The 26,598-nt window shown below is 57.6% G+C and carries 24 protein-coding genes; 16 read left to right on the plus strand and 8 right to left on the minus strand.

What is annotated here, in order from left to right; translation table 11 throughout:
• Positions 1–11: 11 nt before the first annotated feature.
• Entirely contained in the window at positions 12–1,286 is a 1,275-nt protein-coding gene (locus ACL2XP_RS13050) for an MFS transporter (protein ID WP_413738919.1), read from the plus strand.
• A 189-nt stretch (positions 1,287–1,475) separates the two neighbouring features.
• Entirely contained in the window at positions 1,476–2,417 is a 942-nt protein-coding gene (tus, locus tag ACL2XP_RS13055; protein WP_413738920.1) for a DNA replication terminus site-binding protein, read from the plus strand.
• 56 nt (positions 2,418–2,473) lie between these two features.
• On the opposite strand, the gene fumC is transcribed toward tus, so the two are convergent.
• Positions 2,474–3,871: a class II fumarate hydratase gene (fumC, locus tag ACL2XP_RS13060; protein ID WP_413738921.1), complete on the minus strand. Its 1,398-nt coding sequence runs from the start codon at positions 3,869–3,871 to the stop codon at positions 2,474–2,476.
• Positions 3,872–4,059: 188 nt separating this feature from the next.
• Here fumC and manA point away from each other — a divergent pair, with 188 nt between their 5' ends.
• The 3 genes from manA (at position 4,060) to add (ending at position 8,084) form a co-directional block, all read left to right on the plus strand.
• Entirely contained in the window at positions 4,060–5,235 is a 1,176-nt protein-coding gene (manA, locus tag ACL2XP_RS13065; protein ID WP_413738922.1) for a mannose-6-phosphate isomerase, read from the plus strand.
• Positions 5,236–5,378: 143 nt separating this feature from the next.
• Entirely contained in the window at positions 5,379–6,887 is a 1,509-nt protein-coding gene (locus ACL2XP_RS13070) for a YdgA family protein (protein ID WP_413738923.1), read from the plus strand.
• 192 nt (positions 6,888–7,079) lie between these two features.
• Positions 7,080–8,084 carry an adenosine deaminase gene (add, locus tag ACL2XP_RS13075; RefSeq protein WP_413738924.1) on the plus strand — a complete coding sequence of 335 codons (1,005 nt, stop codon included), beginning with the start codon at positions 7,080–7,082 and terminating at the stop codon, positions 8,082–8,084.
• 17 nt (positions 8,085–8,101) lie between these two features.
• Here add and ACL2XP_RS13080 read toward each other — a convergent pair whose 3' ends face one another.
• The 7 genes from ACL2XP_RS13080 to ACL2XP_RS13110 form a co-directional block, all read right to left on the minus strand.
• Entirely contained in the window at positions 8,102–8,704 is a 603-nt protein-coding gene (locus tag ACL2XP_RS13080; RefSeq protein ID WP_413738925.1) for a S8 family serine peptidase, read from the minus strand.
• A 151-nt stretch (positions 8,705–8,855) separates the two neighbouring features.
• Positions 8,856–9,869, minus strand: coding sequence for a bile acid:sodium symporter family protein (locus ACL2XP_RS13085; protein ID WP_413738926.1), 1,014 nt, complete (start codon positions 9,867–9,869; stop codon positions 8,856–8,858).
• Between the two features lie 68 nt (positions 9,870–9,937).
• Positions 9,938–10,987, minus strand: a complete 1,050-nt coding sequence (locus tag ACL2XP_RS13090) for an oxidoreductase (RefSeq protein ID WP_413738927.1) — start codon at positions 10,985–10,987, stop codon at positions 9,938–9,940.
• Positions 10,988–11,103: 116 nt separating this feature from the next.
• Positions 11,104–12,039, minus strand: coding sequence for an arabinose operon transcriptional regulator AraC (gene araC, locus ACL2XP_RS13095; protein ID WP_413738928.1), 936 nt, complete (start codon positions 12,037–12,039; stop codon positions 11,104–11,106).
• A 116-nt stretch (positions 12,040–12,155) separates the two neighbouring features.
• Positions 12,156–13,139 carry an L-arabinose ABC transporter permease AraH gene (araH, locus tag ACL2XP_RS13100; protein ID WP_413738929.1) on the minus strand — a complete coding sequence of 328 codons (984 nt, stop codon included), beginning with the start codon at positions 13,137–13,139 and terminating at the stop codon, positions 12,156–12,158.
• Between the two features lie 17 nt (positions 13,140–13,156).
• Positions 13,157–14,686, minus strand: a complete 1,530-nt coding sequence (gene araG / locus ACL2XP_RS13105; protein WP_413738930.1) for an L-arabinose ABC transporter ATP-binding protein AraG — start codon at positions 14,684–14,686, stop codon at positions 13,157–13,159.
• Between the two features lie 161 nt (positions 14,687–14,847).
• Entirely contained in the window at positions 14,848–15,837 is a 990-nt protein-coding gene (locus tag ACL2XP_RS13110) for an arabinose ABC transporter substrate-binding protein (RefSeq protein WP_413738931.1), read from the minus strand.
• A 377-nt stretch (positions 15,838–16,214) separates the two neighbouring features.
• Between ACL2XP_RS13110 and ACL2XP_RS13115 the strand changes: the two genes are divergently transcribed.
• The 11 genes from ACL2XP_RS13115 to nth all read left to right on the plus strand — a co-directional run bounded on the left by ACL2XP_RS13115 (position 16,215) and on the right by nth (position 26,355).
• Entirely contained in the window at positions 16,215–17,897 is a 1,683-nt protein-coding gene (locus ACL2XP_RS13115) for a ribulokinase (protein ID WP_413738932.1), read from the plus strand.
• A gap of 105 nt (positions 17,898–18,002) precedes the next feature.
• A complete protein-coding gene (gene araA, locus ACL2XP_RS13120; protein ID WP_413739150.1) occupies positions 18,003–19,508 on the plus strand; it encodes an L-arabinose isomerase in 1,506 nt (501 codons plus the stop codon).
• Between the two features lie 146 nt (positions 19,509–19,654).
• A complete protein-coding gene (ydgT, locus tag ACL2XP_RS13125) occupies positions 19,655–19,870 on the plus strand; it encodes a transcription modulator YdgT (protein ID WP_413738933.1) in 216 nt (71 codons plus the stop codon).
• Between the two features lie 11 nt (positions 19,871–19,881).
• On the plus strand, positions 19,882–20,295 hold the full coding sequence (locus tag ACL2XP_RS13130) for a DUF2569 domain-containing protein (protein WP_413739151.1): 414 nt from the start codon (positions 19,882–19,884) through the stop codon (positions 20,293–20,295).
• A 106-nt stretch (positions 20,296–20,401) separates the two neighbouring features.
• On the plus strand, positions 20,402–20,983 hold the full coding sequence (gene rsxA / locus ACL2XP_RS13135) for an electron transport complex subunit RsxA (protein WP_413738934.1): 582 nt from the start codon (positions 20,402–20,404) through the stop codon (positions 20,981–20,983).
• On the plus strand, positions 20,983–21,558 hold the full coding sequence (gene rsxB, locus ACL2XP_RS13140; RefSeq protein ID WP_413738935.1) for an electron transport complex subunit RsxB: 576 nt from the start codon (positions 20,983–20,985) through the stop codon (positions 21,556–21,558). The genes rsxA and rsxB overlap by 1 nt, the downstream gene beginning before the upstream one ends.
• Positions 21,551–23,335, plus strand: a complete 1,785-nt coding sequence (gene rsxC / locus ACL2XP_RS13145; protein ID WP_413738936.1) for an electron transport complex subunit RsxC — start codon at positions 21,551–21,553, stop codon at positions 23,333–23,335. Before rsxB ends, rsxC begins: the two co-directional genes overlap by 8 nt.
• On the plus strand, positions 23,336–24,388 hold the full coding sequence (rsxD, locus tag ACL2XP_RS13150; protein WP_413738937.1) for an electron transport complex subunit RsxD: 1,053 nt from the start codon (positions 23,336–23,338) through the stop codon (positions 24,386–24,388).
• 9 nt (positions 24,389–24,397) lie between these two features.
• Positions 24,398–25,033 carry an electron transport complex subunit RsxG gene (gene rsxG / locus ACL2XP_RS13155; protein WP_413738938.1) on the plus strand — a complete coding sequence of 212 codons (636 nt, stop codon included), beginning with the start codon at positions 24,398–24,400 and terminating at the stop codon, positions 25,031–25,033.
• Positions 25,026–25,715, plus strand: a complete 690-nt coding sequence (locus tag ACL2XP_RS13160) for an electron transport complex subunit E (protein WP_413738939.1) — start codon at positions 25,026–25,028, stop codon at positions 25,713–25,715. Before rsxG ends, ACL2XP_RS13160 begins: the two co-directional genes overlap by 8 nt.
• 4 nt (positions 25,716–25,719) lie before the next feature.
• On the plus strand, positions 25,720–26,355 hold the full coding sequence (nth, locus tag ACL2XP_RS13165; protein ID WP_413738940.1) for an endonuclease III: 636 nt from the start codon (positions 25,720–25,722) through the stop codon (positions 26,353–26,355).
• Positions 26,356–26,598: the final 243 nt, after the last annotated feature.

The following is a 26,598-nucleotide window of genomic DNA, read 5'->3' on the forward strand; positions in this document are numbered from 1 at the left end:
AAGGATTAATCGTGACCACCCTTTTGCGTACTACGGCGCCAGCGCCTGAGACGCCCGCATTGCCCGTCGCCGGCCATTCCCCGACGCCAAAATCCCCCTTTATCAAACGCGGCACCCCACAATTTATCCGGTTAACCCTGGCATTATTTTCCGCCGGACTTGCTACCTTCGCCCTGCTCTATTGCGTCCAGCCCATCTTGCCGGTGTTATCCCATGATTTCGGCGTATCGCCGGCCACCAGTAGTTTATCCTTGTCGCTGGCTACCGGCCTGATGGCGCTGGGGCTGCTGGTCACCGGCCCGCTATCGGACGCCATGGGCAGAAAACCGGTAATGGTCGTGGCATTGTTGCTGGCGGCGGTATTTACCATCATCAGCGCTTTTATGACCAGCTGGCAGGGTATTTTAGTGTTTCGCGCGCTGATAGGTTTAGCGCTGAGCGGCGTCGCCGCCGTGGCCATGACCTATCTGAGCGAAGAAATCCATCCGAGCGTAGTGGCGTTTTCCATGGGGCTCTATATCAGCGGGAACTCCATCGGCGGTATGAGCGGGCGGTTGATCAGCGGCGTACTGACCGATTTTTTTTCCTGGCGCATCGCCGTCGGCGCCATCGGGGTACTGGCGCTTGCCGCGGCGCTGATGTTCTGGCGTATCCTGCCCGCCTCCCGCCATTTCCGCCCCACGGCCCTCAAACCGCGCACCCTGGCGATTAATTTCCGGCTGCATTTCCGCGATGCGGGGTTGCCGCTGTTATTTATCGAAGGTTTTTTATTAATGGGGTCGTTTATCACGCTGTTTAACTATATTGGTTATCGTTTGCTCGCGGGTCCCTGGTTTCTCAGCCAGGCAACGGTGGGATTGCTGTCCCTGGTTTACCTGACCGGCACCTACAGTTCGCCGCGGGCCGGCAGCCTATCGGGACGTTATGGCCGCGGCCCGGTATTGCTGGTATCGATGCTGATCATGCTGTGTGGTTTAATGCTGACCTGGTTCGACTCGCTGGTGATGATTCTTTTCGGCATGATGCTGTTTACCGCCGGTTTTTTTGCCGGGCATTCCACCGCCAGCGCCTGGATCGGCCGCCGGGCGCGGCGCGCCAAAGGACAAGCGTCCTCTCTGTATCTGTTTTGTTATTACGTTGGCTCCAGCGTGTCGGGCACCCTCGGGGGATTTTTCTGGCATAGTTTCGCCTGGACCGGCGTGGTGGTGTTTATCGCTATCTTATTGGCGCTTGGAATAGCGGTAGCCCAGCGCTTGCGCAAACTTCCCGAACTGCGCGCCATCTGATTCCGTCTGGCCTCTTTCCCTCATGCATGCCGCGGTCCGGTTATTTACGGGCCGGACCTGCCCTTTTTCCGCGCTGGTAAGCGCAAGTGACGCAGTGGCTGGCATTAAGGATAATGTGCAGAATACATTGGATGTTGTAACTAAAGCGTGTTATTAATAATGCATCCTTCCCATACGAGCGCGCAGCTTATGACTTCACTCGATCTGGTTGACCGGCTCAACCACGGCTTTAACCAGTTGCAAAGCCAGCTTAAGACCTTGCAGGATCTGTTGGCCGGGTTTCGTTTACTGGCCGGACGGGTGTTTGAGCTGCCGGAGGTGGAAAAAGGCCGGGAGCATGATGCCATAGAAACCATCGAGGTTATTCAACATGCGGGCCAGGCGGCCCTGGATGTCGGTCTGGCCCACTTCGACCGCATGTTTATCTATCATCAAAAGCAAAATACCAGCGCCAAGATCGCCATACGGTTGCCGGGGGCGCTCTGTTTCGCCGTTGACCCGGGGCAGTACCACAGCGCCCTGTCGTTGATAACCACCGTTAATCAGCTTAAAGCCGACCTGTCCCATCTCATTACGGTTGAATCGCAACTACCGCCCGAACAGCGCTTTGAATTTGTGCATACGCACTTGCGTGGATTAAAAACCCTGAGCGCTTACCGTTCCCTGCAAGTAATCACCGATCCGTGGAGCGTCCGTTTTGGCTGGGCCAATAAACAGGTCATCAATAATCTGACCCGCCGGCAGGTGCTGGACATGCTGCAAAAAAGCCTAGCCGCCGGTCGGGCGGTACCCCCTTATGACAAAGCGCAGTGGGCGGAGCGCGTCAGGATGGAGATTGACCAGGTAAGCAAATTGCCTCCTGACGTAAAGCTCAAAATCAAACGGCCGGTGAAAGTACAGCCCATCGCCCGGGTGTGGTACCAGGACCAGCAAAAACAGGTGCAGTATGCCTGCCCTTCCCCGCTGATTGTCTTATGCCGGTGCGATAACGGCGCGTCCATGCCGCCAAGCGTACCGCAGTTGGGAGAATTGCTGAATTATAATCGGGCGGCGATCGGGCACAAATACAAACCGGCGGGACTGCCCGCGCATTTATTAATTGAGCGGCTGCATTTGTATGTAGCGACATAACCTAAAATGCCCGGCAGCCAGAGAGGCATACCGGGCGCGGAACGTAACCCTGGCGGTTACGCCTTTAACGTACCGACCATATCCTCGGGACGTACCCACTCGTCAAATTGCGCTTCGGTCAGGTACCCCAGTTTAAGCGCGGACGCTTTCAGGGTTAACCCTTCTTTATGGGCTTTTTTGGCGATTTCGGCCGATTTATCATAACCGATATGGGTATTAAGCGCGGTAACCAGCATCAACGATTCATTCAGCAATTGGTCGATGCGGTCGCGGTTAGGTTCGATACCCACCGCACAATGATGATTAAAGCTATCCATGCCATCAGCCAATAACCGAACCGATTGCAGGAAATTATGGATAATCATCGGACGATAGATATTAAGCTCGAAATTGCCGGACGCCCCGCCGATATTAATCGCCACATCGTTGCCCAATACTTGGCAGCACAGCATGGTCATGGCTTCGCATTGGGTCGGGTTGACCTTGCCCGGCATAATGGAGCTGCCCGGTTCGTTTTCCGGAATACTGATTTCGCCGATGCCGCAGCGCGGACCTGATGCCAGCCAGCGCACATCATTGGCGATTTTCATCAGCGACGCGGCCAGGCCCTTCAGGGACCCGTGTCCATGCACCAGCGCGTCGCAGGCGGCCAGGGCTTCAAATTTGTTGGGGGCGGTGACAAAAGGATGGCCGGTGAGTTCAGCCAGCGCTTTGGCCACGCGTACCGCATATTCCGGGTGGGTGTTGAGGCCGGTGCCTACCGCCGTACCGCCTAAAGCCAGCTCGCACAGATGCGGCACGCTTTGTTCGATATGGATCAAGCTGTGATCCAGCATGGCGACCCAGCCGGAAATTTCCTGGCCAAGCGTCAGCGGCGTGGCGTCTTGCAAATGGGTACGGCCAATTTTAACGATATCGCTGAACGCGGCGGATTTCTTGGCCAGTTGTTCGCGCAGACGCTTCAACTGCGGGATCAAATGTTCGCGCAGGGCAACCACCGCCGCCACGTGCATCGCGGTGGGGAAAACATCATTGGAGCTCTGGCTTTTATTGACATCATCATTGGGATGGACCAGCCGCGCATCGCCCCGCTGCCCGCCCAATAATTCGCTGGCGCGGTTGGCCAGCACTTCGTTCATATTCATATTGCTCTGGGTGCCCGACCCCGTCTGCCAAATCGCCAGCGGGAACTCGCCGGGATGCTGGCCGGCCAGCACTTCGTCCGCCGCCTTGATAATAGCATCGGCGCGATCGGCGGGCAGCAGGCCCAAATCTTTATTTACCTGCGCCGCGGCTCGCTTGGTTTGCGCCAGTGCATCAATCAATGCCGGCGGCATTTTTTCGCTGGAAATGCGGAAATGTTCGAGGGAACGCTGCGTTTGCGCACCCCATAAACGCTCTGCGGGGACTTCAACCGGACCCATGGAATCTTTTTCAACGCGTGTAGCTGTCATGATTTCCTCCTGGTATTCTTCCTAAAGATCAATCTCCTGCCCGGCAGCGGTTCCAAGCAGACGCGGGCATCGATAGTATGACGTTGATATAATGACGTTGATAGTATAGTGCCTGAGAAAAGCTTAACATTATGCGACCGGCTCGCGTTATTACAATTTGAATTGAACTCTGTAGGGGCAGTAAACCGATGAAAAAGATGATTAACTCCGTACAAAATTATGCCTGGGGCAGCACTGATACCCTGACCCGTTTGTACGGCATCCCCAACCCCGAGATGCGGCCAATGGCCGAACTATGGATGGGCGCTCATCCCAAAAGCAGCTCGCGCATCGCCGATGAGCAGGGTAAAGAAATATCCCTGCGGGAGTATATAGCGCAACGGCCGCAGGCCTGTCTGGGCGCAGCGGTCGCCGCGCGTTTCGGCGAACTGCCTTTTTTATTCAAAGTATTATGCGCGCAGGAACCGTTATCCATCCAGGTCCATCCCAGCAAATCCGCCGCGGAGCGGGGTTTTGCGCTGGAAAACAGCCGGGGGGTGGCGCTGGATGCCGCCAACCGCAATTACAAAGATCCCAACCACAAGCCGGAACTGGTGTTTGCCTTGACGCCGTTCCAGGCCATGAACGGGTTTCGCGAAATCAGCGCCATCGTGTCGCTACTGCAACCGGTCGCCGGCGCCCACCCGTCCATCGCCGCTTTTTTACAGCACCCCGATCCGCAGCATCTGGCGCAGCTGTTCGGCGATTTGCTGACTATGTCCGGCAAGGAAAAATCGCTGGCGATAGATGTACTGAAAACCACCCTCAGGCACCAGCACGGCGAGCCGTGGGACACCATCGGCATGATTGCCGGGGATTACCCGGACGACAGCGGCCTGTTTTCCCCCCTGCTATTGAATGTCATTACCCTGCAACCGGGTCAGGCCATGTTCCTGTATGCCCAGACGCCGCATGCCTATCTGCACGGCGTGGCGCTGGAGGTGATGGCCAACTCCGATAATGTCCTGCGCGCCGGGCTGACGCCAAAATATATCGACGTGCCCGAACTGCTGGCTAACGTGCAGTTTGTCGCCAAACCGGAGGCCGACTTGCTGACGCAGCCGGAACACCGCGACGGCGCGCTCGACTTTCCCATTCCGGTGGAAGACTTTGCCTTTTCGCTCCATAGCCTGTCCGCCAAGCCGCAGCCGCTGGCGCAGCAAAGCGCGGCCATCCTGTTTTGCGTGGAAGGCCAGGCGGTGCTGGAACAAGGAGGGGCATCGCTAACCCTTAAACCGGGTGAATCCGCCTTTATCACCGCGCAGGATTCGCCGGTGAATGTCAGCGGCACGGGTCAATTGGCCCGGGTGTACAACGATCTTTGATTGTCTATGGGCCAGTTCCGCCGCCAGTTGCTATGATTAGTAGCGGATGCCGGCGGCAGCCCGTATGAATACTGTTGTTTGGCCTGCGCCCCGGGGCGGTCAGGCGATTTGGAACAGGACATAATAATAAGGATGAACAGACTATGAAGAAAACTCTCGTAGCGGTCGGCGTTATCGTAGTGCTGGGCGCGGCATGGACCGGCGCCGCCTGGTACACCGGCAAACAGTTTGAGCAGCGCCTGCCTTCGGTGCTGGACGATGCCAATGCCCGGATCAAAGCCGCTTTTCCTGAAATCGGCGTTAAGTTAGTGGTCGAGGATTACCGGCGCCGCCTGTTCTCCAGCCGGGTAAATGTCGTTTTAGTTTCAGATGGTTCCACCGGCGATAATAAGCCGCTGAAGCCCGGTGACCGGCTGGTGATCAACGAAGCTATCGATCACGGCCCCTTCCCTTTCAGCCAATTGAAAAAAGGCGTGTTGATCCCCAGCATGGCGTCGGTGCGCAGCCAGTTGGACAATACGCCGCTGGTTAAACCGCTGCTGGATGCCAGCCAGGGCAAATCACCGGTGAACGCGGTAACCAGGGTGGGTTATAGCGGCGATACGGTATCGGTAATCGATGTGCTGGCGCTGGACTTTAAAAATGCGACTACCGTGCTGCGCACCAATGGCGGCACTTTTAATGCCGCCATCGACCATAATATGGATAAGGTCGCGCTCGACGGCACGATCGGCAGCCTGGTCATCGGCAGCGAAAACCAATGGCAGCAGCACGAACAGGTTACCCTGCAAGATTTCAGCCTCGACAGCAACACCCATAAAGGCAAGCTGGATTACAGCATCGGCGACAATACCATGAAGGTAAAAACGCTGACGTATAATATCGATGGCAAGGATATTCTCGCCACCGATAACCTGTCGCAAATCACCAGCGCCAATGAAGAAAATGATAAGCTCAACGTCCAGGTGGCCTACGCCCTGGATGCCCTGCATGTACAGGGACAAAATTTCGGTTCGGGCAAGCTGGTCTTGAAACTGTCCAATCTCGATCCCAAGGCTATAGCCCAGTTCGGCCAGGAGTATCAGGCCCAGGTGCAGCAGATTATGCAGCAAACCGGCCAGGCCGACCCCGCGGTGCAACAACAGCAAATCAGCCAGGCGCTGTTGCAGCATCTCCCTACCGCCCTTAAAGGCAGCCCTTATCTGACCATTGCGCCGCTCAGCTGGAAAAACGGCAAGGGCGAAAGCGCCTTTAACCTGTCCCTTAATCTTAATGATGTGTCCCAACAGCCCGCAGCGGCCAATACCACCGGTCTGCCGTGGCTGCAGTTCATCAATAAGATTGATGCCAAACTCACCGTTCCGCTGGATATGGCCACCGAACTGACCACCCAGTTAGGCAAGCTCCAGGGATACGGCGACGACGACGCGCAGAAGTTGGCTAAGCAGCAGGTACAGGGTGTGGCGGCCATGGGCCAGATGTTCAAATTGACCACCGTCAAGGACAATACCCTGACCAGCAGTTTTCAGTATGCCGACAACCAGGTTAATCTGAACGGCCAGAAAATGTCCCTGCAAAATTTTGTTGGTTTGTTCGGCATGTTCGGCCTGCCTGATAGCGACCCGCAGGCGGTGCCGGTTCCGCAGCCTTAACCCGCGATACTCTGAGTACCCCCCGGTTATTCGGCCGGGGTTCCTTCCATCGGCCCACCGGCTACCTCTATTACCCTGTTATCTATTCCCATTATGGGACATTCGTCCGTTCCGCGGCTTAAATGTCTGACCTGCCAGTGAGATTAAAACAAGTTATAATCAGGGCATAATCCGCTAATTGAGTGCGCTCCAATGATTGATAAACGCTTACCCCTGACGGATATCCACCGCCATCTTGACGGCAATATCCGCGCCCAAACCATTCTTGAACTGGGCCGTCAGTTCGGTATGGCTTTACCCGCCGATAACCTCGGCGATCTGATAAACCATGTGCAGGTCACCCAACCCCAGCCGGATCTGGTGAGCTTTTTGCAAAAGCTGGATTGGGGCGTGGCGGTGCTGGGCTCCCTTGATGCCTGCCGCCGGGTGGCCTATGAGAATGTACAGGACGCGGCCGCGGTGGGCCTGGATTATACCGAGCTGCGTTTCTCTCCGTACTATATGGCAATGAAGCATCAGCTCCCCTTGCAGGGCGTGGTGGAGGCGGTCATTGACGGGGTGCGCGCCGGCTGCGCTGAAACGGGCATCGAGGTGCGCCTGATAGGTATTTTGAGCCGCACTTTTGGTGAAAATGCCTGCCTGGATGAACTGGAGGCGATTCTTGCCCATCGCGATCGGATTACCGCGCTGGATCTGGCCGGTGATGAGCTGGGTTTCCCCGGCAGCCTGTTTTTAAGTCATTTTACCCGCGCCCGTGACGCCGGCCTGCGCATTACCGTACATGCAGGCGAAGCCGCCGGCGCGGAAAGCATCTGGCAGGCCATACATGAACTGGGGGCGGAGCGTATCGGCCATGGCGTCAACGCCATTGAAGATCCGCGCCTGATGGATTTCCTGGCCGACCACGGCATCGGCATCGAAAGCTGCCTGACGTCCAACCTGCAGACCAGTACCGTCCCCTCCCTCGCCCAGCATCCGCTGAAGCAATTTCTTGAACACGGTATTCTCGCCACCATCAACTCGGACGACCCGGCGGTCCAAGGCATAGATATCGATTACGAGTATCGGGTGGCCGCGCCGGCGGCGGGCCTGACCGATGCCCAGATGCTCAGCGCGCAAAAAAATGGCTTGGCTATCGCGTTTTTAAGTGAAAGCGAGAAACGAAGGATACTTGATAAGGTCGCAGGACGGGCCTGAACGGCTTGATTCCCCCCTTAAGCGGGTATTGGCAGCCAGAGATTGTCGGTAGCAGGTGACGATGGCCTGCTAGCCGAGGACGAAGTATGCGCTAACCGGTTCTGGAACACGCGCCCGTCGATGCTTACCCGCTCACCCACGGCGTAGAATCGGGGAAATGTCCAGGGAGGAACGACCCGCCAGTATTGAATCTGCGCCGGTATGGCAAATCCGCTGGGAGAAGTATGGGCGACCAGGCACTGGCTAATTGACCCGCTGAAAGTCACCAGCGCGCCAACCGGATAAAAAACATTATTCCTCCAGGGCCTGATGATCCAGCGGTCCAATAGCTGGTCGACGCGATCCAGGCTGGCGACGGTGTTAGGCCGAAAGCCAATGCCCTCGCCCGCGGCCTGCCGGTATCCGGAAAAAATCATAATATCGTGCATTTGACGGCAATTGAAAATAGTCTGGTATTTGTTTTTGGCATAGGATTGGACTACCGCCAGCACTGCGGCGACCAACGGGGTCGCACTGGATGTTCCGCCGTAGCGACTGGTGTAATATCGATTGGGGAAATTCCAGTTCTGTAAATCGCCATAGGCCAGCGTGGTGACCTGTTCACCCCATGAATTTAACAAATTATAAATATTATAGAGAGGGGATAAGCGGATATCGTGTTTTTTAGCATTTCATTTTCTAGTATTCAGCCAGCCCTTAAGTACAACCAGGCCTTGATGTGCTCATCAAGGCCTGGTGTTCCAGCCGATAGCCGGTGGCCGCCGGGCCGACTCACCCGGCGCGGGACTTATCCGGCACGGCATCGCCGGCAAGGGCCGCCTGTTTACGCGCATAGCGCGCCGCCAGTACGGCGCAGATCATTAATTGCACCTGATGGAAAATCATCAATGGCAATACCATGGTCCCCACCGCCGCCGCCGGGAATAGCACGTTGGCCATGGGAATACCGTTGGCCAGGCTTTTTTTCGAGCCGCAGAACACTATGGTGATTTCGTCGGCGGTATTAAAGCCAAGCCAGCGCGCCGTCCAGGTATTCATCGCCAGCACGATGGCCAGCAGGACCAGCGAAAACACCAGGATCGAAACCAGCGACCAGCCGGTAATCTGGTGCCAGATGCCCCCTACCACCGCTTCGCTGAAGGCGGTGTACACCACCAGCAATATTGATGACCGGTCAGTGACATTCACCAGTTTTTTATGCCGGGCGACCCATTTGCCGATTAGCGGTCGCGATAAATGGCCCAGTACAAAGGGCAACATAAGCTGCAGGATAATGGACCCGATGGCATGCAGGATATTAGTCGAACCGCCCTCCTGGGTATGCATCAGCAACCCCACCAGCACCGGCGACAGAAACACCCCCAGGATGCTGGAGGCGGAGGCGCTGCAAATGGCGGCGGCGACGTTGCCGCCCGCCACCGAGGTAAACGCGATGGCGGACTGAACCGTCGCGGGCAAGGCGCACAGATAAAGAAAGCCCATGTAGACCGGCGATGACAGCAGCGAAGGCACGAACACCTTCATGGCGATGCCCAGCAGAGGGAATAATGCAAAGGTGCTGAGAAACACCACCAGATGCAGGCGCCAATGCCCCATGCCGCCGACAATGGCCTCGCGGGACAATTTGGCGCCGTGCATGAAAAACAGCAGCGCGATGGCCGCGGTGGTGAGATATTCAAAGAAAACTTTTATCACCCCCCGGCAAGGAAACAGCGATGCCAGAATAACCACCATCACCAGCACTAACAAAAACTTGTCTATCCGCAAACGTTGCAACCACGACATGTCACTACCCTTACCAACGTCAAGAACCCGGGCGCTACACAGAACGCCCGAAAACCCTTACCTTGTCATTAACCGTTCTTGACCGCCAACGTTTTTTTCTGCTCCGAGGAGGAAACGCCTAATTCTATCAGCTCCATCACCTGGATAGCGGAGGCCGCGGTCACCGGATTGGCGCCCTCGCCGCGGATCGCATCGCGGATGGCGGCATAATAGGCGGGATAGTTGCCGGGCTGGGTGCGCACCTGCTGTTGGCGCAATGCGCCGTCGTGCTGCGCCAGGGTCAGCACGCCGTCCAGACTATCGACGCCCCAGTCGGTTTGCGGCGGATGCTCGCCGTTTTTAAGCCGGCTCTCCTGCGGGTCGAGGCCGAATTTAACGTAGCTGCCCAGCGTACCGTGGATGGTGAAGCGCGGGGTTTGCGCCGCCGCCAGCATGCCGCCGTGCAGGACCACGCGCCGCTGCGGATAGATGAGCGTGGCGTGGAAATAGTCATCGGTAACCGCGCCATGGCGCAGTTGCGCCAAATCCACATTCACCGCCACCGGCATGCCGAACAGTTGCACCGCCTGATCGAGCAGATGCGGCGCCAGATCGTACCAGATGCCGCTGCCCGCCCCCGCCTGTTCGCGCCAGCGCTGGAGCACCTGCGGACGGAAACGGTCATATTGCGATGAGAAGTAGACCACGTCGCCCAAAATACCGTCGTTAATTAATTGTTTTACCGTCAAAAAATCACTGTCCCAGCGGCGATTATGAAATACCGACAGCAGCACGCCGCGGCTTTCCGCCAGCTGTTTAAGCTCATAGGCTTGTGACAGCGTCACGGTAAACGGTTTATCGACAATAACGTGTTTACCCGCCAGCAGCGCCTGCTTGGCCAAGGGAAAATGGGTTTCATTGGGCGTGGGGATAATAACCAATTCGACCGCCGGATCGTTAATCACCGCGGTGGGATCGTCGCTGACCTTGACCCCGGGCCAATCCGCATGCACTTTGCCCGCATCGCTGGAAGAAATGGCCGCCAGCGCCAGTCCGGGGGTGGAACTGACTAACGGCGCATGAAACGTTTTGCTGGCGAAGCCATAACCAATAAGTCCGACACCGATATTTTCTGCCATCGTGGTTCCCTCTGTGTTGGCTGATTTTTTTAATTAGCCTTTTTCACCCATCAATGGTGCCCCGCTACATGGGCACCGGGGGCAGCTTGTACCGGACTTACAGTATCAATAAACGCTTAACCCCCGATAGCTTTTTCGCTTTGCAACTGCCAATTATGAGCGGCCTGTATGCTGCGCCCGGGATAATTTATCTCGCTGCTGCGACGGCGGAAATCGCTGGGACTCACCCCGACGCGTTTACGGAAAACGCGGGAAAAATAAAGCTGGTCGTCATAACCCACCACCCGGCCGATGGTGGCAATGGATTCCTGCGTGGTCTGCAACAGCAGTTTGGCGCGAATCACCCGCTGATCTTCGCGCCAGCGCAGGATATTGATACCTACCTGCTCGCGGAATAAATGGGCCAGGCGGGACGGCGACAAGCAAACGTGGCGAGCCACCTCATCGATGCGCAGTTCGCCGGAAAGATTGCCCGTAATAAACTGGCAGGCTTCGATAATGCGCGGGTCCATGATTTTACTGGGGCTTTGCGGATCTTCCTCCATGGCGCGCAGCAGCATGCGCTCCAGCAGGTTCATCCCCAATTCTTCCGAGAAACGGCGGCCGGAGCGCTGGGTCTGCTCGATATTGGCCAACAGCCGGTCGAATTCGGTAAGCAGGGTATCGTTGCCCAGCGACAGGCGGCCGACATCATGGATTTTACTGTGCCACTCCAGCCAGTCGGCCCAATAAGCCCGCGGCCGGAAGTAGACCCAGCGGTGATACCAGCTGTCGCTGTCGGGAGAACGGCCGTAATAGTGGGCGGACTTGGGCGGGAACAGCAATAAATCGCCGGGATTGCAGACAAACGACCGGTCGCCTTCAAAAATTTTACCCTGGCCCTTGATGGTCAGATTGAGAATATAGCCTTTCATGCCGTCGGGACGATCGATAAAAAAGTCCAGCGGGCCGCCGGCGATAATCGGCGTCAAGCCGGCGACCAGATAAGCATTGAACATATAGCCCGGCAATAAGGGATTGGACTGCGTCTCGTGAGTCATTCGATGATACATCTCACCTCCGGACTGGGTTGTCATCTGTTTGAGAATATCCTATAGCGCGGACAAGAGCGTGCTGCGGTTGAGAAATTGTGAGCGGGCCGACCTGGTATCGGCCGGCCCGCGCGCCTTTACACCGTCCGTTTGGCCTTTTGTTTGTAGCGGTCGAAAATCACCGCCGCCAGCAAAATAACCCCGCGTACAACATACTGCGAGAATGGGGAAATATTCAGCAAATTCATCGCATTTTCAACGGTCCCCAGAATCAGCACCCCGGCCACCACGTAGGAAATTTTGCCCACGCCGCCCTTCATCGAGACACCGCCGAGCACGCAGGCCGAGATCACGATCAGTTCATAACCCAGCGAGGTCATCGGCTGTCCGCTGGTCATGCGCGAAGCCAGGATAATCCCCGCCACCGCCGAGACCAGGCCGGTCAGGATAAAAATGATGATTTTGGTACGCACCACCGGCACCCCCGCCAGGCGGGCGGCTTCTTCATTGCCCCCGATGGCCAGGGTGTTGCGGCCGAAGGTGGTTCTGTTAAGCAAAAAACCAAAGATCAACATGCAGATCGCCATAATCCAGATGGGTGCCGGCAGGCCGAGCCAGTTGGCGTATCCCAGCACGAAAAACCGCTCATCTTCGATCCCCACCGCTTTGCCGTCGGAGATAATATAGGCCAGCCCGCGCACGATCTGCATGGTGGCCAGGGTGGTGATCAAGGCGTTAATCTTGAGCTTGGCGATAACAAAACCGTTGACCAGCCCGCACAGCGCGCCGAGCAGCAATCCGGCCGCCACGCCGAGCCACAGGCTTTCGGTCATGTTAATCACCACGGCGGTGGTTACGCCTGCGCAGGCGATAACCGATGCGACCGACAAATCGAAATCGCCCGACGCCAGGCAAAACAACATGCCGCAGGCAACGATGCCGGACATGGAAATGGCCAGGCCCAGGCCTTTCATATTAATAAAGCTGGCGAAATTGGGCACGAAAACCGAGCAGGCGATAAACAGCACGACAAACACCACCAGCATGCCGAAATTATCCCATACGCGGGCCAGACTTAGGTTTTTTTTCTCTTTTGGAGAGGGGGTGGTAACCGTCGACATAATAAACTCCTTCACTCTCAGGCAACCGCGTCAGCGGGGCTGGTTTCGGTTGTATGTAACATAGCCAGGCTTAACGCTTTTTGTTCAGTGGCATCCGCATGGGTCAGTTCGCCGGAAATCGTCCCTTCCCGCATCACCACAATCCTGTCCGCCAGCCCCAGCACTTCGGGTAAATCGCTTGAGGCGAACAGGACGGCGATACCGCGTTTGGCCAATTCATAAATAACGTGATAAATCTCGTGCTTGGCGCCCACATCGATACCGCGCGTCGGTTCGTCGAGCATAATCACTTTCATATCTTCCGACAGCCAGCGGCCCAGAATGGCTTTTTGCTGATTGCCGCCGGAGAGGTTCATGATTAATTGTTCGGCGGAAGGGGTTTTAATATTCAGCGATCGGATATGTTCCTGCGCATTCTCTTTTTCCCACCGGTCGTTAATCAGAAATCCGGCCTTGATGGTCTTGCGCCGGGCGCTGATATTGATATTTTCACGCACCGAATGCACCGGAATCAGGCCGTCGGCCTTGCGATCCTCCGGGCACAGCAGCAAACCGGCGCGAATGGCGTCGATGGGCGAGCGGATATTAAGCGGCTGGCCGTCGAGCAGCAGTTGTCCGCCGGTAATCAGGGTGCCGCCGAACAGGCCTTTCATCAGTTCGCTGCGTCCGGCGCCCACCAGGCCGAACAATCCGACAATTTCACCGGCGTGCACCGACAGCGTGATGGGCGTCTTGACGCCGACGGCTTTGATATTATCCAGTTGCAGCCGGACCGCGCCATGTTCACGCGGCTGGTAACCGTAAATATCGCCGAGATTGCGCCCCACCATCGCCTGCACCAGGCTGGTGTGATCAACGGCGGTCATATCATCAAAGGTGCGTACATATTTACCGTCTTTAAACACCGTGATGGCGTCGCCCAGCATGAAGATTTCTTCCATGCGGTGGGAAACGTATAAAATCACCCGGCCTTCGGCGCGCAATTCGCGGATCACCCTGAAGAGTTGTTCGATTTCACGGGCCGACAGCGAACTGGTCGGCTCGTCGAATGCAATAATTTTGGCGTTGCGGGTTAGCGCCTTGGCAATTTCCACCATCTGCCATTGGGCGATGGACAGGTATTTCAGCGGGGTATCCGGCGAAATATCCAATCCCAGATGCTCAAGCTGGAGTTTGGTTTCATAATTCAATATGGCGCGGTTAACCATGCCGTATTTATTCGGCAACTGGCCGAGGTAGATATTTTCCGCCACGGTCATTTCCGGCACCAGATGCAGTTCCTGGTAAATAATCGCCACCCCGGCATTGAGCGCGTCGGCGGTGGAGGCGAAATGAACCGGCTGCCCTTTAATAAAAATTTCGCCCTGGCTCGGCGTATAGCTGCCGCTGAGGATTTTCAGCAGCGTTGACTTTCCGGCGCCGTTCTCGCCCATCAGGGCGTGGATCTGCCCCTGGCGGCAATCGAAACTGATATCATCCAGCGCTTTGACGCCGGGGAAGATTTTACCGATGCCGCGGAACGACAGATAAGGTGTCTGAGTTGTCATGAACACATCCTCGCGTTAACCGATACGAACGGTACGCCGGCATTCCCGCTACGGTAATCATCAGGGGTTTTGGCTGACACGTGCATATCCTCTTGATGAATGACTTCGTCATGGACAGGGACGGCGCAAGGCCGTCCCGGGAAACAAGCGGGTAAAGGCAATTACTTACCGCCCAGGCCTTTTTTCGCCAATTCTTCTTTGAAGTTATCGCGGGTAATGACCACGACGTCGGTGACTTCGGTGAATTTCGGTGGTTCGACACCTTTGGTCACCCAGTCATTAAGCATCTGGATGCTCTTGTAGCCGTGCACGTCCGGGCTTGGCAGCAATGAACCGTAGAAACCGGTCGCGTTGGCTTTGGACAACTCGCTTACCGCGTCCACGCCGTTGATACCGATGCCGATGACGTTGGGCGCCTTGAAGCCCTGGCCCTCGGTGGCGCGTACGCCGCCGAGCACGGTGTTGTCGTTCATACCGATAATCAGCCAGTTTTTAACGCCGGAGTGCTGCACCAGCAACGAGTTGGCGGCATCGAACGCCCCGGGGATATCGTTGGATTTGGTCGGCACTTTATAAATTTGTTTTTCCGGGAAGCCGGCGGCTTTCAGGGCATCCATCGACCCGGTGGTGCGGCGACGCGCGGTATCGAGTTCGTCGGCGGTGATGGCCATGACGCCGGTATCGGCGACATTCCAGCCGCGTTTATTCATTTCTTTCCATAATTCCTGGCCCTGGCGCTCGCCAATCTTGGTGGCGGCCATCATAACCAGGGGCACGCTGTCCATCGGTTTGCCTTTGGCGGTGACAAATTGGTCATCCACCGCGATGACTTTCATATCATAGCTGCGGGCCTTGGCAATAATGGCCGACCCCAATTTAGGATCAGGGGTACAAATGACAAAGCCTTTGGCGCCGCTGGCGGCCAGGCTGTCGATGGCGTTGAGGGTTTTTTCGCCATCGGGCGCGGCGATCTTGATAACGTCAAAACCCAGATCTTTACCGGCTTTGTCCGCAAAACGCCATTCTGTCTGAAACCAGGGTTCTTCCGGCTGTTTAACCAGGAAACCTAATTTCAAATTTTCCGCCATAGCCGATTGAGACATAACGGCGGCCAATCCAATCGCCGCCAGTGCCTTAGTGAATTTATGCATGTAACTCTCCGGTATTTTTTATCGCCGTGCTTCGAAATGCTGAAGCGTGTAAGCGTTATCAGTAGGGAAGTTGTGGCCACGCGGTACAGCTAAGCGGCGGAAATATCACCGTTCACCCCACCCGGCCCTTTAGACGGGAGTAGTTTTAGCGTTAAAGTGTTGCCAAAATGTAGAGCGTTATCACAGTTCTCAATTACAGCCGTTTTGTGCATAGATACAGCAAATTTCACCTCCCTGTAACTTTTTGATGACCATCACATTTCAGCCATGGGTGACAGAAATGTGCATACTTCCAGCTAACCTTTCCTCACTGCGCCGTCAAAACATCCTTATGGTTGTTCACATCATCCGTTTTCGGGTCAACAGGAGAGAACAGCATGAGTGAAGAGGCCATCAGCCTCGGGCTTGATTTCGGCAGCGACTCGGTACGCGCCCTGGCAGTGGATTGCCAAAGCGGCAAAGAGCTGGCGACCGAAGTGGTCTGGTACCCGCGATGGCGCGAGGGCCAGTATTGCAAACCCGCGCATAATCAATTTCGCCATCATCCGGCCGACTATCTGGAATCAATGGAACAGGCGATCCGCGCCGTGGTTGACGATTTATCACCGGCCCAGCGTCTGAAGATCGTCGGCATCGGCGTGGATACTACCGGTTCGACGCCGGCGCCCATCGATGCCGAAGGCCGCGTGCTGGCATTGCGCCCGGAATTCGCGGATAACCCGAACGCCATGTTTATTTTATGGAAGGATCACACCGCTATAGACGAAGCCGAGGCGATTAATCAACTGTGCCATAACGGCGATTTCCCTGATTACACCCGCTATATCGGCGGCGTGTACTCGTCCGAATGGTTCTGGGCCAAAATTTTACATATCACCCGCCAGGATGCCCTGGTGCGGCAAGAGGCGGTATCCTGGATAGAATTGTGCGACTGGGTGCCGGCAATCCTGTCCGGCGCCAGCCGCCCGCAGGAGATTAAACGCGGACGCTGCGCCGCGGGGCATAAATCCCTGTGGCACCCCGACTGGCACGGCGTACCGCCGAAAGCCTTCCTGGAAGCGCTCGATCCGGTGCTCACCGAACGGCTGCAATATCCCCTGTTTACCGCGACCTATACCGCGGAAGCGCCGGTCGGCCTCATCTGCGCCGAATGGGCGCAAAAATTGGGTTTGCCGACCACCGTAACCGTCGCCGGCGGTGCCTTTGACTGCCATGTGGGCACCGTCGGCGCCGGAGCCCAGCCTTATACGCTGGTTAAAGTCATCGGCACGTCCACCTGCGATATTTTGATTGCGGACGAACAGACCGTCGGCGATCGCTCCATCGCCGGTATCTGCGGCCAGGTCGACGGCAGCGTGGTGCCGGGCTTTATCGGCCTGGAAGCGGGACAATCCGCTTTCGGCGATATTTACGCCTGGTTCGGCCGTTTGCTCGGCTGGCCGCTGCGCCAGGCCGTGGAACAAAATCCGGCGCTCAAACCCGCGTTGGACGCGATCCAGGACCAAATGCTGTCCACCCTTACCGAAGCCTGGGCGCAGGAACCGTCCCTGGATCATCTGCCGGTGGTGCTGGATTGGTTTAACGGCCGCCGGACGCCTTATGCCAATCAGCGGCTGCAAGGGATGATCACCGGACTTAATCTGGGTACCGATGCCCCGGCGCTGTTCGGCGGGCTGATCGCCGCCACCGCCTTTGGCGCGCGCGCCATCATGGAGTGTTTCGAAACCCAGGGCATTCCGGTGGAAAATGTGCTGGTGATGGGGGGGATCGCCCGCAAATCGCCGGCGATCATGCAGGTGCTGGCCGACGTGATGAATCGCCCGTTGCAATTAGTGGCCTCCGATCAATGCTGCGCCCTGGGCGCAGCCATTTTTGGCGCGGTGGCCGCCGGCGTACATGCGGATATCGCGCAGGCGCAGCGGTCAATGGCCAGTCCGATCGAACGCACGCTGCAACCGGACCCTGCGCGGGTGGAACAATTCCAGCGGCTATATGAGCGCTATCAGAAATGGTGCGGCGTGGCTGAGCTTGCCTATACGCAAAAAACGGGCGCGCAATAAACGGGCGCGCAACTCGCTAGCAGCACTCATTCATCCATAACCAACCGGGCCGCATAGCTTACGCGGTCCGCAACCTCCCTTTGCCGGAGATGTCTAGGAGTCATGATGGAAAATTTTCAGCAACACGAAGTCTGGTTTGTTATCGGTAGCCAACATTTATACGGTCCGGAAACCCTGCGCCAGGTCACCGAACACGCCCAGACCGTGGTCAAAGGTCTGAATGATGAAGCCGGATTACCGGTTAAATTGGTATTAAAACCGCTGGTAAAATCCCCCGATGAGATTCTCGCGCTGTGCCGCGAAGCGAATTACAACACTCACTGTATCGGCCTGCTGACCTGGCTGCATACGTTTTCGCCGGCCAAGATGTGGATCGGCGGCCTGAGTATCCTTAATAAACCGCTGTTGCAATTCCATACGCAGTTCAATGCCCAAATTCCGTGGGAAACCATGGACATGGACTTTATGAACCTGAACCAAACCGCGCACGGCGGCCGCGAATTCGGCTTTATCGGCGCGCGCATGCATTTGAACCACCAGGTGGTGGTCGGCCATTGGCAGGATAAGCAGGCGCACCGGACCATTGCCAAATGGATGCGCGCCGCCGCCGCCAAGCAGGAGAGCCAGCAGCTGATCGTGGCCCGCTTCGGCGACAATATGCGTGAAGTGGCCGTAACCGAAGGTAATAAAGTCGGGGCGCAGATCCAGTTTGGCTATTCCGTGACCGCCTACGGCCTGGGGGATCTGGTCAGCGTGGTCGACGAGGTCTCTAAAGGGGATATCGATACGCTGATTGAAGAGTACGAAGCAACCTATATTCTTACCGACAAGATTAAACAAAACGGTGAAAAACGCGAAAACCTGCTGGATGCCGCGCGCATTGAGCTGGGGCTGAAACGTTTTCTTGAGCAGGCGGGCTGCAAGGCCTTTACCTCGAATTTCGAAAACCTGTATGGCTTAAAACAATTGCCGGGACTGGCGGTACAGCGCCTGATGCAGCAAGGCTACGGCTTCGCCGGCGAAGGCGACTGGAAGACCGCCGCCCTGCTGCGCATCTTGAAGGTCCAGGCCAGCGGGTTGCGCGGCGGTACCTCGTTTATGGAAGATTATACCTATAACTTCCAGCCGGATAATAACCTGGCGCTGGGCTCGCATATGCTTGAGGTCTGCCCGAGCATCGCCAAGGAAGAAAAACCGACGGTGGACGTCCAGTTCCTGGGCATCGGCGGCAAAGCCGATCCGGCGCGCCTGCTGTTCTCCACCCCGGCCGGCCCGGCGGTCAACGCTTCGGTTATCGATATGGGCGATCGTTTCCGCATGCTGGTCAACGTGGTGGACACCATCGAGCAGCCGCATCCGCTGCCCAAGCTGCCGGTAGCCCGCGCCATCTGGAAAGCGCAGCCCTCGCTGGAAGTGGCGGCTGAAGCCTGGATACTGGCCGGCGGCGCGCATCATACGGTGTTCAGCCAGGCCCTGGCTCTCGATGACATACGTTTGTATGCGGAAATGCATAACATCGAGCTGCTGGTCATCGACAACGACACGCGGATTCCCGAGTTCAAACAGGCGCTGCGCTGGAACGAACTGTATTACAAGCTTTGCGCTAAATAAGTCAGGTAACTCGGTGACGCCCGCTATGGCAGCATAGCGGGCCTTTTGGCATGACGTTTTTGCTATTTCTGCGGAAGAATCTATAGACACCGCGGCGGCGCTGAATATACTACCTTGCAAATATCCTCTTCCCTGAATGCCTAACCATGACTGCGCAAGATTATTTATTAAAATTTCGCCGGGTGAATACCCCGGAAAGCCTGGAAAAACTCTTTGACCATTTGAATTATTCCCTGGCTGACAGCGCCGACATCATCAATATGTACCGGGCTGCGGATCACCGCAGGGCGGAACTGGTTTCCGGCGGGCGTTTATTCAACCTGGGGCAAGTGCCGAAAGCGGTATGGCGGTACGTGGTTTGACTCATCCTGTCTTGACGCCGCCCCAGGCCGCCCAGCGCATCGGCGGCTGGCTTTGGCTGCCCGTCAGCTATTTGATTCTGGCGCTGATCGGCGCCACCCTGACGGGGGCGGTGTTTATGCTGGCCCTGGCCAACGGCTCAGCCGCCGGCGTCAACTGGGCCGCCTCCATGGCCACCGTCCTGGTGATGTGGGCGTTTACCTTTTGGACCCTGCGGTTATTGCTGCGGCGCTCCCGCCGTTTTCCCAAAGTTTTCATCATCTGGCTGCTGGCGGGCGTGCTGCTGGCCATCAAAACCTTTGCGTTTTCGCCCGTCACCGACGAACTGGCCCTGCGCATGTTGTTCTGGTCCCTTCTGTCCGCGGCTACCATGGTGCCGTACATTAAACGTTCGCGCCGGGTTAAAAATACGTTTATCCTGCCCTGATATTCTTACCGGTACGGCGCGGTCGACGATAACCCTACAGTTACTGTGTTGTCGAAACAGGCCCGATGCCGGATAATAGCCCGCTTCTTTTTAATTAGGTACGGCAATGAATGGTTACCTGTTACTGTTTATCAGCACGGTGCTGGTGAATAATTTCGTTCTGGTTAAATTCCTTGGACTTTGTCCCTTCATGGGCGTGTCCAAAAAACTGGAAACGGCAATGGGTATGGGCATGGCCACCACGTTTGTGATGACGCTGGCCTCCATTTGCGCCTGGCTGATCAATGATTTTATCTTGCTGCCGTTGGATCTGACCTATTTGCGCACCCTGTCGTTTATTTTCATTATCGCGGTGGTGGTGCAGTTCACCGAACTGGTGGTGCGTAAAACCAGCCCTTCGCTTTATCGCCTGCTGGGCATTTTTTTGCCGCTGATCACCACCAATTGCGCGGTGCTCGGCGTGGCGCTGCTTAACGTTAATCTCAATCATAATTTCCTGCAATCCGCGGTCTATGGTTTCAGCGCCGCCGCGGGTTTTTCGCTGGTTATGGTGCTGTTCGCCGCCATCCGCGAGCGTCTGGCGGTGGCCGACGTCCCCGCGCCCTTCAAGGGGTCCTCCATTGCGCTGGTCACCGCCGGTCTGATGTCGCTGGCCTTTATGGGCTTTACCGGGTTGGTGAAATTCTAATGATGTCGTTATGGTTAGCTATCGGAGCGCTTAGCGTATTGGCGTTGCTGTGCGGGGCGCTGCTGGGTTTCGCTTCCCGCCGGTTCAAAGTCGAAGGGGACCCCCTGGCCGGGCAAATCGACGGCCTGCTGCCGCAAAGCCAGTGCGCGCAATGCGGCTACCCGGGCTGCCGTCCCTATGCCGAAGCGGTGGCCGGCGGTGAAAAAATCAATAAATGCGCGCCGGGGGGCGAGCAAACGATGCTGAAAATCGCCGGGTTGTTGAATATCGATCCCCAGCCCCTGGAAGGCGACGACGCCGTAGCCCATCCGGTGGCCACGGTGGCCTGGATCGATGAAGGCAACTGTATCGGCTGCACCAAATGCATCCAGGCCTGTCCGGTGGACGCCATCATCGGCGCCACCCGGGCGGTGCATACGGTGGTCAGCGATTTATGCACCGGGTGCGATTTGTGCGTCGCGCCCTGCCCGACCAATTGCATCGAAATGAGGCCGGTGGCGGCCCGCGCCGACCGCTGGAAGTGGGACCTGGCCACCATTCCGGTACGGGTTATCCAGGTGGAACAGCATGTTTAATTTATTCTCCGCCCTGCGTAAAGACCGCATCTGGGGTTTTAACGGCGGCATTTATCCGCCGGAGATGAAAACCCGGTCAAGCACCGCGCCGCTGCGCCAGGCGCCGCTGGCTGCGACCTATATCATTCCGTTAAAACAGCATCTGGGGCCGGAAGGCGAACTGTGCGTCACCGTCGGCGACCGGGTGCTGCGCGGCCAGCCCCTGACCGAGGGCCGGGGCCGGACCCTGCCGGTCCATGCGCCGACCTCGGGCGTCATCACGGCCATTATGCCCCATACCACCGCCCATCCCTCCGCGCTGGCGGAGCTGAGCATTATCCTGCAACCCGACGGCGAAGATCGCTGGTATCCGCGCCGGCCGCTGGCCGACTATCGCCAGCATGACGCCGCCACCCTGCTGGAGCGGATTCACCAAAGCGGCATCGCCGGACTTGGCGGGGCGGGATTTCCCACCGCCGCCAAGCTTCAGGGCGGATGGGGCGCGGTCGATACCCTGATCGTTAACGCCGCCGAATGCGAACCTTATATCACCGCCGACGACCGGCTGATGCAGGAACATGCCCGGGAAATCGTGGCGGGTATCGATATCCTGGCGCATCTGTTGCGGCCCCGGCGGGTCATGATCGGCATCGAGGACAATAAACCCGCGGCCGCGGCCGCCCTGTCCGAGGCGCTTGATCCCGGCGCCGGTTATCAGTTGCGGGTCATTCCCACCAAATATCCGTCCGGGGGCGCCAAGCAGCTGACCCGGATTCTTACCGGACGCGAAGTGCCGTTTGGCCAGCACTCCGCCGCCATCGGCATCGTGATGCTTAACGTCGGCACCATTTTCGCCATCAAACGCGCGGTGATCGACGGTGAAGCCCTCACCGAACGGGTGGTGACACTGACCGGCGACGCGCTGGCGCATCCCGGCAATGTTTGGGCGCGCCTGGGCACGCCGGTCAGCCATTTGCTGCATTATGCGGGCTTTACCGCGGCGGCGGATCAACTGGTGATCATGGGCGGGCCGCTGATGGGCTTTACCCTGCCGGTACTGGACGTGCCGGTGGTTAAAATCAGCAATTGCCTCCTGGCCCCCTCCGCCGCCGAGATGGCCGCGCCCGAGCCGGAGCAGTCCTGCATCCGTTGCAGCCTATGCGCCGACGCCTGTCCCGCCGGACTGCTGCCCCAGCAATTATATTGGTTCAGCCGGGGGCGGGAGCACGATAAGGCGCGCCAGCATCATTTGGCGGACTGTATTGAATGCGGCGCCTGCGCCTATGTTTGTCCCAGCAATATTCCGCTGGTGCATTATTATCGCCAGGAGAAAGCGGAAATCCGCGCGCTGGATCTGGAGGCGGAGCGTGCCGTGCAGGCCAAGGCGCGGTTCGAGGCCAAACTGGCGCGGCGCGAACGGGATAAACTGGCCAGGGAGCTGCGCCACCAGCAGGCGGCGGTAAAACTTGACGACCTGGCCCAGGCGCCGGCGGCCGAAACGCACGCCGGCGGGACCGACCTGCGCAAAGCCGCCGTCGACGCGGCCATTGCCCGGGTTAAAGCCCGCAAGGCGCGGCCAGAACCGCCGAACGCCGCCGCGGCTAAAAGTGACAACGTAGCGGAACCGGCGCTGGCCGGTAATTCGCATGACCCGGCGCTATCCCCGTCCGCCGATTTGCTTACCCCGCCGGCAGCCGCCGCCGGGGCCGAAGATCCGCGCAAGGCCGCGGTTGCCGCCGCGATCGCCCGGGTGAAAGCCCGTAAAGCGGCGGCGGCCACGGCGCCGCAAGAGGAATAAATGGCTTTCAGAATCGCAAGTTCCCCGTTCACGCACAACCGGCAGAATACCGGGCAAATCATGCTGCAGGTCATCCTGGCGTGTCTGCCGGGTTTCATCGCCCTGAGCTATTTTTTTGGTTACGGCACGCTGGTGCAGATTGTGCTGGCGTGCGCGACCGCGCTGCTGGCGGAAGCGGTGCTGGTGTCGCTGCGCAAACAGCCGGTCGGGGAAAAACTCAAGGATAATTCCGCGCTGCTGACCGCCGTGCTGCTGGGGCTCAGCCTGCCGCCCATGGGGCCCTGGTGGATGATCGTGCTGGCCACGCTGTTCGCCATTATTATCGCCAAGCAGCTTTACGGCGGCCTGGGGCAAAACCCCTTCAATCCGGCGATGGTCGGCTATGTCGTGGTGCTGATTTCGTTTCCGGTACAAATGACCAGTTGGCTGCCGCAGGAGGTTATGCGGCTGCATGCCGCCTCGCCGCTGGACACCCTGGCGGTGATTTTTACCGGCCACACGCCGGGGGGGCTGGATTTGCAGCAACTGCGCGCGGGCATCGACGGCATAAGCCAGGCCACCCCGCTGGATAATTTCAAGACCGGCCTGCGCAGCGGCCATGACGCCCTGTCGCTGCTGCGGCAGCCGTTATACAATGGCCTGCTGGGCGGCCAGGGTTGGCAATGGGTCAATCTGGGTTTTCTCGCCGGCGGGCTGTACCTGCTAGCGCGAAAGATTATCAGTTGGCATATCCCGGCCAGCTTTCTGGCCGTGCTGGCCCTGTGCGCGACGCTGGGCTGGATAGGTGACCCGCAAACCAGCGCCCCGCCCCTGCTGCACCTGTTTTCCGGCGCCACCATGCTCGGGGCGTTTTTTATCGCCACCGACCCGGTTACCGCTTCGACTACCCCGAAAGGCCGGCTGGTTTTTGGCGCCCTGACCGGCCTGCTGGCCTGGCTTATCCGCACTTACGGGGGGTATCCCGAAGGGATGGCGTTTGCGGTGCTGCTGGCCAATATTTGCGTACCGCTGATAGATTACTATACCCAGCCCCGCGCCTATGGCCATGGCTAAGGAGAGCCTATGTTAACCACCATGCGTAAGCACGGCGTCACCCTGGCGGTTTTCGCCGCCCTCTCCACCGGGTTGACCGCGATTGTCCATGCGCTGACCGAACCGACGATTATCCGCCAGGCGGCATCGGAGCAGCGGCAATTGCTCGATCAGGTGATTCCGCCCGATCTGCATGATAATGATATGCTGGGCGAATGCTATTGGGTCGTGGATGCCGCGCTGGGCAATACCGACCCGCACCGCCTCTATCTGGCGCGCAAACAGGGCCAGCCGGTCGCCGCGGCCATCGAGTCCACCGCTCCCGATGGCTATTCGGGATCGATTCAGCTGTTGGTCGGCGCGGACTTCGCCGGCAACGTTTTAGGAACCCGGGTCACCGAGCATCATGAGACGCCGGGACTCGGGGATAAAATCGAACTGCGTATTTCCGATTGGATTACCCATTTCGCCGGCAGGAAAGTCGAATCGGCGGATGATAAACTCTGGGCGGTAAAAAAAGACGGCGGACAGTTCGATCAATTCACCGGCGCGACCATCACCCCGCGTGCCGTGGTGAACGGAGTCAAACGCACCGCCGGTTATTTAAAGCAGCTTCCCGACGATCTCGGGAAACTGCCAACATGCGGAGAGCAAGGTCATGAGTGAAGCCGGGCGACTAATCCGTCAGGGACTGTGGGGCAATAATTCCTCGCTGGTACAATTATTAGGTTTATGCCCCCTGCTGGCGGTGTCCAATACCGTCACCAACGCCCTTGGCCTGGGGCTGGCGACCACGCTGGTGCTGACCTGCACCAACGGCGCGATTTCCGCCCTGCGGCGCTGGGTGCCTGCGGAAATACGCATTCCCATTTATGTCATGATCATCGCCTCGGTGGTCTCGACGGTGCAAATGCTGATAAACGCCTATGCGTTTGGCCTTTACCAATCGCTGGGCATCTTTATCCCCCTGATTGTCACCAACTGTATTGTTATCGGCCGCGCGGAAGCCTACGCGTCGACCAATCCGGTCGGCCTGTCGGCCCTGGACGGCCTGGCCATGGGGCTGGGGTCCACCTGCGCCCTGCTGGTCCTGGGCGCCATGCGCGAATTGCTGGGCAACGGCACGCTGTTTGACGGCGCGGATCGCCTGCTGGGGGATTGGGCCAAGGCGCTGCGGATCGAAGTCTTCCAGCTCGATACTCCGTTTTTGCTGGCCATGCTGCCGCCCGGGGCCTTCATCGGGCTGGGATTTATGCTGGCGGGTAAATATCTGATCGACCAGCGGCTCAAGGCCAGGCGCCGCCAGGCGGCCGAAGCGCCGATGATGACCACGCAGGAGCGAACCTGACACCATGAATAAAACCACCCGACTGGCCATTTTGAGCCGTCTGCGCGCCAACGATCCTCATCCCACCACCGAACTGGTTTACCACACGCCGTTTGAACTATTGATTGCGGTGCTGCTGTCGGCGCAGGCCACCGATGTCAGCGTCAACAAAGCCACCGCCAAACTGTTTCCCGTGGCCAATACGCCGGCCGCCCTTCTGGCGTTGGGAGTGGACGGCATTAAAGACTATATAAAATCCATCGGCCTGTTTAATAGCAAGGCGGAAAATATCGTTAAAACCTGCCGGATGCTGCTGGATTTGCATCAGGGGCAGGTGCCGGAAGACCGCGCCGCGCTGGAAGCCTTGCCCGGCGTAGGCCGCAAGACCGCCAACGTCGTGCTCAATACCGCGTTTGGCTGGCCGACGATTGCGGTGGACACCCATATTTTCCGCGTCTGCAACCGGACGAACTTTGCTCCCGGCAAAAACGTCGAGGCGGTGGAGCAAAAATTATTGCAGGTGGTGCCGCCGGAATTTACCGTTAATTGCCATCACTGGCTGATTCTGCATGGCCGATATACCTGCATCGCCCGCAAGCCCCGCTGTGGCTCCTGCCTGATTGAAGATCTCTGTGAATACAAGGAAAAAGTCTATAGCTAACGGCAATAGGCTACTATTATGACAAGCTTGTTTGCGCGTAAATATTTTTTCCGGGCAAATAAGCTTGCCCCGCCAAAATAATGTTTCCCAGATAAAATAAAGTTTTCCTGATCAATAGTCCCCATTGAAATAACCCGATTATCCCGCTTGGCGGGCCATTAACACTGAGAATATGGGTGCTGAATATTATTCTCCGCAGCGGCGGTATACCGTGGCGATCCCGCCATTAATACCGTTTTTATC

This window comes from Sodalis sp. RH21, assembly GCF_047324175.1.
Lineage (GTDB): Bacteria > Pseudomonadota > Gammaproteobacteria > Enterobacterales > Enterobacteriaceae > Acerihabitans.